A 12,124-nucleotide genomic window follows, 5' to 3' on the forward strand; every position below is an offset into this window, starting at 1 on the left:
ACTGGCTCGGATGCGGACGGGCTCAGGTCACGGTGACCACCACCGAATGCCATCCGGTGGCGCCGTCCGGGGACGGCGGGGCGCGGTGCCCGGGCTGCGTGCGGCCGGTCCCGTCGGTGGCGCGGCAGCGGAGCGTGTGGGAGCCGGGAGCGGCGTCCCAGTCGGCGACCCACTGCCGCCATGTGTCCAGGCCGGGGACGGGCGCGAGCCGCGCCTCCCGCCAGGGGCCGTCGTCGACCTGCCATTCGACGGCGTCGACGCCGCGGTGCTGCGCCCACGCGGTGCCCGCGACGGCGACGCGTCCCGCCTTCACGGCGGCGAGCGGCCTCGGCACGTCGATCCGGGAGAACGTCTTGACCGGCGCGTTCTCGGCGTAGCCGCGCTCCGTCCAGTACGCGCGGTCGGTCGCGAAGCGCGTGACCTTGAGGTCGACCACCCACTTGGTGGCCGAGACATAGCCGTAGAGGCCCGGGACGACCATGCGCGCGGGGAAGCCGTGGGCGATCGGCAGCGGCTCGCCGTTCATGCCGACGGCGAGCATCGCGTCCCGGCCGTCGAGGATCGTCTCGATCGGGGTGGACAGCGTCATGCCGTCGGCCGAGCGGGACAGGATCTGGTCGGCGCCGGAGTGGATTCCCGCCCTGCGCAGCAGCGGCGCGAGCGGGGCGCCCAGCCAGCGCGCGTTGCCCGCGAGGTCGCCGCCGACCTGGTTGGATACGCACGCCAGGGTGATGTCGCGTTCGATCAGTGCCTCACGCAGCAGGTCGTCGAACGACATCTCGACGGGGCGGCCGACCATGCCGTGGATGCGCAGCGTCCAGTCGCGCGGGTCGACCTGGGGCAGGGTGAGCGCGGTGTCGACGCGGTAGAAGTCCCGGACGGCCGTTTGGAACGGCGTCATCCCCGCCGCCCGCACCTGCGCGCCCGGGGGCACCGGACGCGCCGCGCTCGCCGGACGCGGCAGCCGCAGGCCGGCCCGGACGGAGGTGACGTCGCCGCGGCGCAGCAGTGCCCGCCCACAAGCACCGCCGGCCGCGGCGACGCCGATCACTCCGGCCCCGGTCAGCAGCACGCGCCGCCGATCCACCTCCGTTCCGGGGCCGGTGTCCTCGGGGCGGGCGGCGCGGACCAGCGCGGTCAGCGCGGCCATGCCCGCCAGCGCGCCGACGGCGGACGGCGCCGCGTCGGCGGGCCCGGCGACCGGCCGGGTCAGCGCCGCGACGGCCCCGACGGCCCCGAACGCGCCGAGCCCGATCAGGGCCCACGCGAGCCGGCGCCGGCTCAGCGCCCCGATGGCCAGGGCCGCCGCGACGACTCCGATGCCGAGCCCGACCAGCAGGACCGTTTTGTCGTCGCCGCCGAAACGGCGGATCGCGAAGTCCTTGAGCCACCCCGGGGTGAGGTCGACGAAGCCCGCGCCGACCGCGAGCAGCGGCGAGGACGACACCCGTCCGAGCGCGCCGGCCGTCAGCTCCGCGACGCCCATCGCGGCCGCGGCGGCCGCCAGGCCGCTCAGCCCGGCGGCGGCCCACCGCAGGGGCCCGGTCGCTCGTTCGTCTGTCACGACCGGTGTTCGGGGCCGGACGGCAGGTGGATGGGTCGCGATTTTTTCGAGATCCGGACCCATCCGGCAGGCCGTCCGCATCGAATCATCAGTGTGGAGATGAGCGAAGCGGGCATCGGACCGCGCCCGGCGGGGGCGGTCGGCGTGGAGCCGCCGGACCTGGCCGAGCTGCTCGGCCGCGTCGCCCGCGGCGACCGGGAAGCGTTCGGGGACGTGTACGAACGCCTGTCCGGGCCCGTCTACGGGCTGGCGCTGCGGGTCGTCCGCGATCCCGCGCAGGCGGAGGAGATCGCCCAGGACGTGCTGGTCGAGCTGTGGCGCAAGGCCTCGCACTACCGTCCGGAACGCGGCAGCGCGACGTCGTGGGCGCTGACCGTGGCGCACCGCCGCGCCGTTGACCGGGTCCGCTCCAGCCAGGCCGACCGGGACCGCGAGGAGCGCGCCGGCGCGCCGGCGCGCGAGTACGACGAGGTCGCCGAGGAGGTCGGGGTCCGGCTGGAGCACCAGCAGGTGCGCCGCTGCATGCGGGGCCTGACGGGGACCCAGCGTGAGTCGATCACGCTCGCCTACTACGGCGGCTACACCTACCGCGAGGTCTCCGAACTGCTCGGCGTCGGCCTCGCCGCCGTCAAGACCCGGATGCGCGACGGACTCATCCGGTTGCGTGACTGCCTGGGAGTGCAGCCATGACCCACGACCTCGACACGCACCGCCTCGCCGGCGCCTACGCGCTGGACGCCCTCGCCGACACCGAGCGGCGCCGGTTCGAGCGCCACCTGCGGGGCTGCGCGGCCTGCGCCGACGAGGCCGCCGGATTCCGCGAGACCGCGGCCCGGCTGGCGCTGGCGGCCGCGCGCCGCCCGCCGGACGAGCTGCGCGGACGGGTCATGGCGGAGATCGCCCGGACCCGGCAGTCGCCGCCGCTCGCCCGGCGCCTGCCGTCCCCCCGGGCGCGCGGGCCGGTCTGGCTGGCCGCCGCGGCCTGCCTGGTGCTGGTGCTGGCGCTGGCGGGCGCCGGCGCGGCATGGCGGGTCCAGCGGTCCGCGGAACGCGAGCAGTCCCTGAACCGGCAGGTCGCCGCGGTGATGAGCGCGCCGGACGCGCGCACCTCCACCGTCCGGACGCCGGACGCCGCCACCGTCACGGTCGTCTCGTCGCGCTCGCTCGGCAAGGCCGTCGTCACCACGAACCGGATGCCGCCCCTGCCGTCGGCCAGGACGTACCAGATGTGGTGGCTCGGCCCGGCCGCTCCGCGCTCGGCCGGGACGATGAACCCGGCGGAGTCGGACCGCCCGGTGATCGCCACCGGACTCGGCGGCGCCCGGCGCATCGGCGTGACGGTCGAGCCCGCCGGCGGCTCGGCCCGGCCGAGCGGCGCCCCGATCCTGACCCTCGCCGTCGGCTGAGGGCCCGGGACCGGCCCGCCGCCGGACGAGACGACCTCCGGCGGCGGGCCTTCCACCCTCGGCCGGTACCGCGCCGGCCTGCCGACTCGGCCCTGCGACCCCGCCGGCCGTGACGTCACGCGCCCGCGTCGCTCACCTCCACGGGCCCGGGCGAGGCCAGGGCGATGTGGGGACGGCCCGTGATGGGGTGCGGGCCGATGTGGGCGCGCACTCCGAAGACGTCCTGGATGAACTCGGGTGTCAGCACCTGGAGGGGCGGACCGTGCCCGGCGACCGCGCCGTCGCGCAGGACGACGACCTGGTCGGCGTAGGCGGCGGCGTGGTCCAGGTCGTGGAGGGCCGCCAGCAGCGTGAGCCCGAGTGAGCGGATCAGGTCGAGCAGGGCGAACTGCGCGCCGGCGTCGAGATGGTTGGTGGGCTCGTCCAGGATCAGCAGCGGGGCCTCCTGCGCGAGGGCCCTGGCCAGCAGCACGCGCTGCCGTTCTCCTCCGGAGAGGGTCGACACGAGCCGGTCGGCGGCCCGGTCCATGCCGACCCGCCTCAGCGCGTCCGTGATCGCCGCGCGGTCGGCGCGGGTCTCGCGGTCGAGGGGCCCCTGGTGGGCGGTCCGGCCGACGGCGACGGCCTCCGCGACGGAGAAGTCGCCCCCGGCCCCGCCGTGCTGCGGCAGGACGGCACGGCGCCGCGCGGCCCGCCGGGGCGACATCCGCCACAGGTCCTCGCCGCCGAGACGGACGACGCCCCCGGACGGGCGCAGCGACCGGTACACCGTCCTGAGCAGGGTGGACTTGCCGCTGCCGTTCGGGCCGACCAGCGCCACGAACTCGCCCGGCCCCGCGCTCAGGCACACGCCGGTGACGATGGGACGGGCGTCGATCCGGACGCTCACCCCTTCCAGATCAAGGCGCATGGGTGCCTCCGGTGGCGCGGCGGCGCAGCAGGAACAGGAAGAAGGGGACCCCGAGCCCCGTGGTGAAGACCCCGACCGGCAGCTCGTTGGGACGGTCGGCGATCCGGGCGGCCAGATCCACCAGCACCATGAACACCGCACCGCCCAGCAGCGCCACGGGCAGGACGCGGCGGTGGTCGGAGCCGACCGCGAACCGGGCCATGTGCGGGACCATCAGGCCGACGAACCCGATGCCGCCCACGACGCTCACCACCGTGGCGGCGAGCAGCGAGCCGATCAGCAGCAGCGTGACGCGCAGCGCCGCGACCGGGACGCCCATCCCCGTCGCGGCGTCCTCCCCGGCCAGGAGCGCGTTGAGCGGCCGGGCCCGGAGCATCAGGCAGGCCAGGCAGGCCGCGATGAGCGCGGCGGGGAGGCCGAGGTCGGTCCAGGTGGCGCCGGCCACGCTGCCCATCAGCCAGAACATCATCCCCTGCAGTTCGGTCGGGTTGAGCTGGAGCTGGACGAACGTCGTCGCGGCGGTGCACAGGTACCCGACGGCGACGCCGGTCAGGACCAGCCACGAGTCGAGCAGCCGCCCCGCCCGCTGCGCCAGCGCGTACACCAGCAGCGCCGACAGCAGGGCGGCGGCGAAGGCGGCGCCGGTCACGCCCAGCGCGCCGGTCGCGCCGCCGAGGGCGGTGCCGCCGAGCGCGGGCACGAGCACGGCCCCGAGGGAGGCCGCGGAGGAGACGCCGAGGACGTAGGGGTCGGCGAGCGGGTTGCGGACCAGGGCCTGGAGCGCCGCGCCCGCGACGGACAGGCCGGCGCCCGACAGCGCCGCCAGCAGCACGCGGGGCGTGCGGATGTCCCAGACGACCTGGCCGAGCAGCGGGTCGGCGCTGTCGCCGCGCCCGGACAGGTGGGCCCACAGAACGCTCCACACCGTCCCGAACGGAAGGTTCACCGAGCCCACCGAGATGCCGAGCACCATGGACGCGACCAGGGCGGCGCCGAGCGCGGCCAGCAGGACGCCGGTGCCGGCGCCGGAGACGAGATGCGGCCCGCGCGCCCGGGCCGGAGCCTCGCGGGTGAGGATGTCAGGCATCGCCGATCACCTTGGCGATCTTCTCGACGCCCAGGGCGTTGAGGGGGCCGAGGTAGACGCTGTCGGAGACGACCGTGTACGTCCGGGTCTTGGAGGCGTTCCACTGCGGGTAGGCGGCGAACAGCTTCGCGGCCTCGGCGTCGCCCTTCTCCTCCGGGGTGAACAGCCCGACCACCAGGACGTCCACCCGCGCGGTGGCGAGTTGCTCCTTGTTGAGGGTGCGGGTGGCGTCCTCACCGCGCCCGGAGAACGCGTTGACCCCTCCGGCCGCCCGGATGACGTCGTCGTAGACGCCTCCGGTCATCACGGCGGGCAGGCCGTTGGCGTTCATCATGGACATGCCCGGGTAGGCGATGACGACCCTCTTGGCGGGCCGGCCGGCCGTCCGCGCGCGCACGGCCTCGACACGGGCCCGCAGCCCGGAGATCACCGTCAGGGCGCGCTGCTGGACGTCGAAGATCCGGCCGAGCAGCGCCAGGAACTCCAGCGAGGAGTTGATCGACTGCGCCCGGTACGCCCGCTTCTCCGCCTCGGTGGCGTCCGGCTTGCCGTTGGCGCAGTTGACCGGGTTGACCAGCGACGGGATCCCCGCGGCGGCCAGCTGCTCCCGGGTGGCGAATCCGCGCTTGGCGTCGAAGCCTCCCGACCAGGTGGAGACCACGAGGTCGGGCTTGAGCCTCAGCACCTGCTCGGCGGGGACGTCGAAGTTCCTGTTCATCGTCAGCCCGCCGGTCGGCAGCGCCCGGATCCGGCCGATCATGGACGGGTCGTCGGACACGCCGTAGGTCTGGGCGTTGGCGAGGACGCTCTTCTCCAGGCCGAGCATCAGGAAGCTCTCCACCTCGCCGACCGAGGTGCCGTTGAGGATCAGCACCCGCCGCGGCGGCCGCGCGAAGGCGACCCTGGTCCCGCAGTTGTCGAACGACAGGGGATAGGACGTCCTGCGCGCCGGTCCGGTCGCGGACGCAGCGTCCGGGCCGGGGCCGGCGGGGGAGCCGCCGCAGGCGGCGGCCGGCGCCGCCACCAGCGCGGCGGACATCGCCGCCGCGAGGGCACGCGAAAGGAGGGGACGGTTCATGGGCGTGCTCTCTTTCCAGCGGGAGCCGTCGGCGGCTCCTCGGGAGGGATGCGGAGGACATCCGGGCGGCGTCGTGCCGGGCCCGGCGACATGCGTCGCCCTGAGAGCGGTGGGAGATCAGTGGTTCACGCGGTGGCGCCCAGGGCGGTGGTCGTCCCGGGAGGCCCGCGACGGGCCACGGCGTACCGGAGGGCGTCCCGGGCCGGAGCCCGCTCATCGGAGCGGCCGCGCGGCACGGGGCGCGGAAGGCCGGGGGATCGTCCGGCCGCGACCGCGAGCAGGAACACCAGCGGTCGCAGGACCCAGCCGGCCAGGACCCGGACGAGCGCGCACAGCCGCGCCTCGCCCCACTCCAGCCAGGCGGACGTGACCAGCACGCTCACCGCGTGCATGAGCAGCATCGCCAGACCGGGACCGCCGCCGTGGGCCATCGGCTCCGCGCCGCCGTCCATGGCGGCGGCGTCCGGCCGGGCCGCCACCAGCGGATGCCCGGCGGCGCGCATGAGCAGGACGTGCAGGACGACCTGCGAAGCGGCGGTGGCGGGCACGATCGACGCGAAGGTCCGCTCCCGGCCGGTCAGCGCCAGCGCGGGGCCGAGCACGAGCAGGAACCCGGCCAGCGTCGCCGCCCGGTCGAAGCCGCCGCCGCCGGCCAGGTGCCCGAGCGCGGCCAGCCCGGCGCACGCGGCGGCGAAGCCCGCCGCGCGCACCCAGCGCACCATCGACCATGGACCCATCTGGTGGGGATACTCCCACACGGGAACGGACGGATCGGGCGACCTCGGCCGGGTGTCGTCCTCCTCACGCCGCTAGGCGCGGGAGCCGCGGCGGCGCAGCGCGCCGTAGGCGCGCAGGATCGCGGGCACGAGCGCGTACACGACGGTGGGCACGACCACGCCGGTCACCACGAGAGTCCGGAGCGGCAGCGAGAGCGATCCGAGCAGGGGGCCCAGCAGCATCTGCGTGGCCATGATCATGAGGTACACGGCCAGCCAGGTGAACAGGGCGCGCAGGTGGATCGAGGGGGCCGCGACGGCGGGGGCGGGGGTGCGGACGGATGGCATGGCGTCTCCTGGTGGTCCGGTAAATCCAACTTGCGAGTTGGAGTTAACCACGCCCGGCCGCAGATTCCAACTCGCTAGTTGGAATCTGCGGTAGGCTCCGGGCATGGCATGGGACACCGCGAGGACCAAGCGGCTCATCCTGGACGCCGCGGTCGGCGAGTTCGCCGCCCACGGGCCCGAGGCGGCCCGCATGGACCGGATCGCCGCGACGGCCGGGGTGAACAAGGAACGGATCTACTCCTACTTCGGCAACAAGCGGCAGATGTTCGCGATCGTGCTGACCACGGAACTGGAGCGCCTGGCCGAGGCCGTGCCGCTGGACGCGAAGGCGGCCTCCGACCTGGGCGAGTACGCCGGGCAGGTCTTCGACTACCACCGCGCGCACCCGCACTTCGTCCGGCTGCTCCACTGGGAGGGCCTGCACACCACCGAGGGCGAGCCGGTGGCGGCCGAGGCCGAGCGGACCGCCCACTACGCCGGGAAGATCGCCGCGCTGGCGCGGGCGCAGGAGTCGGGACGCCTGGACGCCCGGCTGGCGGCCCGGGAGCTGCTGTACTCCGTCATCGTCCTGGCCGGCTGGTGGTTCGCCACCCCGCAGCTCCGGCGGATGCTGATGCCCGACCTCGACGACGACCCGGACGGCCAGCGCGCCGCACTCGTCCGCATCGTCCGCCGTCTCGGCGACCCCGCGGGCTGACCGCGATGGAGGTCACCGCGGTCGCCGAGATGAGGGCGGGCGAGGGGGCTCCCGGTCACGCGTCGGGGGTGACCAGGCCCGTCCGGTAGGCGATGACGACCAGCTGGGCGCGGTCGCGCGCTCCGAGCTTCGTCATCGTGCGGCTGACGTGGGTGCGCGCGGTCGCCGGGCTGATGAACAGCTCGGCGCCGATCTCCTGGTTGCTCAGCCCCCGTCCGATCAGGGCCAGCACCTCCCGCTCGCGCTCGGTGAGCGGGGCGAGCCGGTCCAGGGCGTCCGCGGACGCCGTGTGCCACGCGGTGAACTTGCTGATGAGACGCCTGGTGATGCGCGGCGCGAGCAGGGCCTCGCCGGCGGCGACCACCCGGATGGCGTGCAGGAGCTCCGCCGGTCCGGCGTCCTTGAGCAGGAAGCCGCTGGCGCCGGCCTGCAGCGCCTCGAAGACGTAGGCCTCGGTGTCGTAGGTGGTGAGGATGAGGATCCGGACGTCCTCCAGCCCGCGCGTCGCGGTGATCCGCGCCGTGGCCTGGATGCCGTCCAGCCTCGGCATGCGGATGTCCATGAGGACGACGTCGGGGCGGGTGGCCTGGGCCAGCTCGACCGCCCGGGCGCCGTCGGTCGCCTCCGCGACCACGGCGATGTCGTCCTCGACGTCGATGAGCAGCCTGAACCCCGACCGCACCAGCCCCTCGTCGTCGGCGAGCAGCACCCTGATCGGCTCCGTGGCCGGCGCGCTCACGGCGCCGCCTCCCGCAGCGGCCCGGTCGGGGCGAGGGGGAGCCGGGCCGTCACCTCGAACCCGCCGCCCGGAGTGGGGCCGGCGTCGAGCTCGCCGCCGAGCAGCCGGCAGCGCTCGCGCATCCCCAGGATCCCGTGGCCAGGGCCGTCCGGGGCGGCCGCGCCGCCCGCGGTGCCGTTCCCGGTCCGGCCCTCGTCGGTCACGCGGATCTCCAGGGCGTCGGTCCCGGAGGTCAGCGCGACCGTCACGCGGGTGGGGCCGACATGGCGGATCACATTGGTGACCGACTCCTGGAGGATCCGGTAGGCGGCGCCTCCCACCGCGCTCGGCAGCGGCGTCGCGGGAGGGGACGCCTCCAGCGTGACGTCGAGTCCCGCCTCGCGCGCCTTCGCGGTGAGCTCACCGATCTGCTCCAGGCCGGGCTGCGGTGCGCGCCCGTCGCCGTCCTCGCGCAGGACGCCGAGGACGGCGCGCATCTCCCGCAGCGCCCGCGAGCTGGTCTGCTCGATGGTCCGCAGCGCTTCGCGCGCCTGCTCCGGACGCTTGTCGAGCACGTGCGCGGTGACCCCGGACTGCACGTTGATGATGGCCACCGCGTGGGCGACGGTGTCGTGGACCTCGCGGGCGATCCGGAGGCGCTCCGCGTCCACGCGCGCCCGGGCCTCCTCCTCGCGGGTCCGTTCGGCCAGTTCCGCGCGCTTCTCGGCCTCGGCCGCGATGACCCGGCGGGACCGGACGGACTCGCCGAGGGCCGCGCTCATGACCGACGCGCCGATGCGGAAGAACACCCAGCCGATGGCGGCGCGCGGTTCGATGTCGTGCGCCGTGTACAGCCATACGGCGGCCAGCACGCCGATCCCCGAACCGGCGATCACCAGTGACCGGCGTCCGTCGCCGTAGGCCGCGAGGGTGTAGAGGGAGACGAAGAGCGCGAGCCAGCCGGGCCCGTCCGGGAAGTCGAGCCCGTAGTACACGAGGCTGGCGAGCGCGGTGACCGCGAAGACCGGCGCCGGCCACCGCCGGCGCAGGGCCACGGCCAGCCCGCTCACGACCAGCAGCGCGTATCCGAGGTTCCCCAGGTCGGCGAGCGGCCGCGTCGCCCCTTCGGCGGCGATGCGGCCGAGCGTTCCCTGGACCTGCATCACGGTGACGAGGAGCGCGAGCAGCGTGTCGTGCGTCACCGCGCGCAGGGAGAACGTCCCGGTACGGCGTTCCATGCCGGAATCCTACTGTCGTGGTGCGCGAACGCTCCTGCGCTCAGGCGCGCGACCTGCTCCTCCGCCAGGTGGAGCGGCCCGCGGAGCGGCGTACGCCCGACTGCGTAGACGCCGCCGTCGTCCGGCAGACGCGGCGGGCGCCCCGCCGGCGCGACGATCGCCGCCATGAGCGAGCATTCCGCAGACCCGCGACCGGACGGCGCCCTCGCGGCGCTGGCCCGCTTCTGCCACCGGCGCCGCCGCCTGGTGCTCCTGGCCTGGCTCGTCGGCGTGGTCGCCGTGGCGTTCGCCGGCTTCGGCTTCGGCGCCGCGCCCGACAACGACTTCTCCGGCGGAGACTCCGGATCGGCCAAGGCGCAGAAGCTGATCGAGAGGCACTTCCCCGAGCGGCGGGGCGACACCCTGACCCTGGCGATCAAGGCGGACCGGGGGATCGACGACCCCGCCGCCCGGCGGCGGATCGAGAAGGTCGTCGCCGTCCTGGACGCCTCGCCCGTGACCGGGCCGGTGACCTCCCCCTACCAGGACCCGAACCTGGTGACGCGCGACCGCCGCATCGCCCGGACGACGATCCCGCTGACCGAGGAGGCGGCCAAGAAGACCGACATCAAGCCCCTGGTGGAGGCGGTCAAGGACGCCTCCGGCGACGGCCTGCTCCTCGGGCTGGGCGGCGAGCGGGCGGAGAAGGCCGAGACGCCCCAGCAGGGCCCGGCCGAAGGCGTGGGCCTGCTGACCGCCGCGGTGATCCTGTTCATCTCCTTCGGGTCGCTGGTCGCGATGGGCCTGCCGATCGCGACGGCGCTGACGGCCATCCTCGGCGGAATGGCCCTGATCAAGCTGGTGGGGCACCTCGTCCCCGCGCCCGACTTCACCGTGCTCGTCGCCGTGCTGGTCGGCCTCGGCATCGGCATCGACTACGCGCTGTTCATCGTGACCCGCTACCGGGAGGCCCTGCGGGACGGGGACGACCCCGAAGGCGCCACGGCCACGGCCATCGCCACCGCCGGGCACGCCGTGCTGTTCGCCGGCACGACCGTGGTGATCGCGCTGCTCGGACTGGTCGTCATGGGGCAGCGGCTGATGACGGGCGTGGCCGTCGCCGCGTCGGTGACCGTGCTGGTCACGATGATCGCCGCGGTGACCCTGCTGCCCGCGCTCCTCGGCTTCACCGGCCGCCGGATCGACTCGCTGCGGCTGCCGCGCCGCGCGCCGCGCCCGCGCCCCGGCGAGCGCCGTCCCCCCGCCGAACGCTGGGCAGGCGTGGTGCAGCGCAGGCCGCTGGTCGCGGCGGTCCTCGCCGGGACGGGCCTGCTCGTGCTCGCCGCCCCCGTGCTGTCGATGCGGCTGAGCCTGCCCGACGCCAGCGTCCAGCCGCACGACCGGAGCAGCCACACCTCGTACACGATCCTGTCCGAGGGCTTCGGGCCCGGCTACGGCGCGCCCTTGATCTTCGCCGCGCGGATCGGATCCCCGGACGCCGATCTGCGCCCCGTCGTCGACGCGGTCGGACGGACCGAGGGCATCGCCTCCGTCACGCCGCCCCGGATCAGCGAGGACGGGCGCGCGGCCACGTTCATGGCCTTCCCGAAGAGCGGCGCCCAGGACGAGGCCACCGCCGACCTGGTGCACCGGCTGCGCGACGACGTCCTGCCCGCGGCGCCCGGCGGCGCCGGCGTCCAGGTCGGCGGCCCGAACGCCGGCGCGATCGACATCGCCGAGGAGGTCGGCTCCCGCCTGCCCCTGATGATCGCGGTCGTCGTCGCGCTGTCGCTCGTGCTGCTGGTCGCGCTGGTCCGGTCGGTCACGATCGCGCTGCAGGCCGCGGTGATGAACCTGCTGTCGATCGGCGCGGCCTACGGCGTGCTGGTCGCGGTCGTCCAGTGGGGCTGGCTCGGGAAGGCCCTCGGCTTCCCCACCACCATGCCGATCACGACCTGGGTGCCGATGATGATGTTCCCGCTGCTGTTCGGCCTGTCCATGGACTACGAGGTCTTCCTGATCTCGCGGATCCGGGAGGAGTACGAGCGCACCGGCGACACCCGGACGGCCGTCACCCGGGGGCTGGCGCGCACCGCCAAGGTCATCACCGCCGCGGCCGCCATCATGATCGCCGTCTTCTCGACGTCCCTGCTCGGCCCCGACGTGTCGGTCAAGCAGATCGGCCTCGGCATGGCCGTCGCCGTGCTCGTCGACGCCACCGTCGTCCGGATGGTCCTCGTCCCCGCGGTGATGGAGCTGTGCGGCAGGGCCAACTGGTGGATGCCGGGCCGCCGGGAACCCGCCCACGCTGGAGAGACCCCGCTCCAGGAGGCCGGCCCCCAGGAGACGTCCGGCACAATGGGGGCGGTACGGAGGTGACCGC

At 74.9% G+C, this 12,124-nt stretch carries 12 protein-coding genes; 4 read left to right on the forward strand and 8 right to left on the reverse strand.

Annotated features, from left to right (window positions below):
* Positions 1-22 precede the first annotated feature (22 nt).
* On the reverse strand, positions 23-1,564 hold the full coding sequence (locus tag ABD944_RS31615) for a molybdopterin-dependent oxidoreductase (RefSeq protein ID WP_345182941.1): 1,542 nt from the start codon (positions 1,562-1,564) through the stop codon (positions 23-25).
* Positions 1,565-1,663: 99 nt separating this feature from the next.
* On the opposite strand from ABD944_RS31615, the gene sigK reads away from it, so the two are divergent.
* A complete protein-coding gene (sigK, locus tag ABD944_RS31620) occupies positions 1,664-2,254 on the forward strand; it encodes an ECF RNA polymerase sigma factor SigK (RefSeq protein ID WP_345182942.1) in 591 nt (196 codons plus the stop codon).
* Entirely contained in the window at positions 2,251-2,970 is a 720-nt protein-coding gene (locus ABD944_RS31625; RefSeq protein WP_345182943.1) for an anti-sigma factor, read from the forward strand. Before sigK ends, ABD944_RS31625 begins: the two co-directional genes overlap by 4 nt.
* A 115-nt stretch (positions 2,971-3,085) precedes the next feature.
* Here the strand turns inward: ABD944_RS31625 and ABD944_RS31630 are convergent, their stop codons facing one another.
* The 5 genes from ABD944_RS31630 to ABD944_RS31650 form a co-directional block, all read right to left on the reverse strand.
* The gene (locus ABD944_RS31630) at positions 3,086-3,880 is read right to left on the reverse strand and encodes an ABC transporter ATP-binding protein (protein ID WP_345182945.1); all 795 of its coding nucleotides are present in this window, start codon (positions 3,878-3,880) and stop codon (positions 3,086-3,088) included.
* On the reverse strand, positions 3,870-4,967 hold the full coding sequence (locus tag ABD944_RS31635) for a FecCD family ABC transporter permease (RefSeq protein WP_345182946.1): 1,098 nt from the start codon (positions 4,965-4,967) through the stop codon (positions 3,870-3,872). The genes ABD944_RS31630 and ABD944_RS31635 overlap by 11 nt, the downstream gene beginning before the upstream one ends.
* Complete coding sequence (locus tag ABD944_RS31640; protein WP_345182947.1) at positions 4,960-6,045, reverse strand: ABC transporter substrate-binding protein; 1,086 nt, start codon at positions 6,043-6,045, stop codon at positions 4,960-4,962. Before ABD944_RS31640 ends, ABD944_RS31635 begins: the two co-directional genes overlap by 8 nt.
* 125 nt (positions 6,046-6,170) lie before the next feature.
* Complete coding sequence (locus tag ABD944_RS31645; protein WP_345182949.1) at positions 6,171-6,782, reverse strand: hypothetical protein; 612 nt, start codon at positions 6,780-6,782, stop codon at positions 6,171-6,173.
* Between the two features lie 72 nt (positions 6,783-6,854).
* Entirely contained in the window at positions 6,855-7,109 is a 255-nt protein-coding gene (locus ABD944_RS31650; RefSeq protein WP_345182950.1) for a hypothetical protein, read from the reverse strand.
* 103 nt (positions 7,110-7,212) lie between these two features.
* Between ABD944_RS31650 and ABD944_RS31655 the strand changes: the two genes are divergently transcribed.
* Complete coding sequence (locus ABD944_RS31655; RefSeq protein ID WP_345182951.1) at positions 7,213-7,806, forward strand: TetR/AcrR family transcriptional regulator; 594 nt, start codon at positions 7,213-7,215, stop codon at positions 7,804-7,806.
* A gap of 55 nt (positions 7,807-7,861) precedes the next feature.
* Here the strand turns inward: ABD944_RS31655 and ABD944_RS31660 are convergent, their stop codons facing one another.
* Complete coding sequence (locus ABD944_RS31660) at positions 7,862-8,545, reverse strand: response regulator (RefSeq protein WP_345182952.1); 684 nt, start codon at positions 8,543-8,545, stop codon at positions 7,862-7,864.
* Positions 8,542-9,762, reverse strand: coding sequence for a sensor histidine kinase (locus ABD944_RS31665; protein ID WP_345182953.1), 1,221 nt, complete (start codon positions 9,760-9,762; stop codon positions 8,542-8,544). Before ABD944_RS31665 ends, ABD944_RS31660 begins: the two co-directional genes overlap by 4 nt.
* 165 nt (positions 9,763-9,927) lie before the next feature.
* On the opposite strand from ABD944_RS31665, the gene ABD944_RS31670 reads away from it, so the two are divergent.
* Positions 9,928-12,120, forward strand: a complete 2,193-nt coding sequence (locus tag ABD944_RS31670) for an MMPL family transporter (RefSeq protein WP_345182955.1) — start codon at positions 9,928-9,930, stop codon at positions 12,118-12,120.
* Positions 12,121-12,124 lie beyond the last annotated feature (4 nt).

Origin of the sequence: Actinomadura verrucosospora, from assembly GCF_039540335.1 — a bacterium.
GTDB classification, from domain to species: domain Bacteria; phylum Actinomycetota; class Actinomycetes; order Streptosporangiales; family Streptosporangiaceae; genus Spirillospora; species Spirillospora verrucosospora.

Bases quoted from the DNA above. Each gene is read 5' to 3' on its own strand.
- sigK (WP_345182942.1), top strand. From the start codon at position 1,664: ATGAGCGAAGCGGGCATCGGACCGCGCCCGGCGGGGGCGGTCGGCGTG.
- ABD944_RS31670 (WP_345182955.1), top strand. From the start codon at position 9,928: ATGAGCGAGCATTCCGCAGACCCGCGACCGGACGGCGCCCTCGCGGCG.
- ABD944_RS31655 (WP_345182951.1), top strand. From the start codon at position 7,213: ATGGCATGGGACACCGCGAGGACCAAGCGGCTCATCCTGGACGCCGCG.
- ABD944_RS31645 (WP_345182949.1), bottom strand. From the start codon at position 6,782: ATGGGTCCATGGTCGATGGTGCGCTGGGTGCGCGCGGCGGGCTTCGCC.
- ABD944_RS31640 (WP_345182947.1), bottom strand. From the start codon at position 6,045: ATGAACCGTCCCCTCCTTTCGCGTGCCCTCGCGGCGGCGATGTCCGCC.
- ABD944_RS31650 (WP_345182950.1), bottom strand. From the start codon at position 7,109: ATGCCATCCGTCCGCACCCCCGCCCCCGCCGTCGCGGCCCCCTCGATC.
- ABD944_RS31665 (WP_345182953.1), bottom strand. From the start codon at position 9,762: ATGGAACGCCGTACCGGGACGTTCTCCCTGCGCGCGGTGACGCACGAC.
- ABD944_RS31630 (WP_345182945.1), bottom strand. From the start codon at position 3,880: ATGCGCCTTGATCTGGAAGGGGTGAGCGTCCGGATCGACGCCCGTCCC.
- ABD944_RS31625 (WP_345182943.1), top strand. From the start codon at position 2,251: ATGACCCACGACCTCGACACGCACCGCCTCGCCGGCGCCTACGCGCTG.
- ABD944_RS31635 (WP_345182946.1), bottom strand. From the start codon at position 4,967: ATGCCTGACATCCTCACCCGCGAGGCTCCGGCCCGGGCGCGCGGGCCG.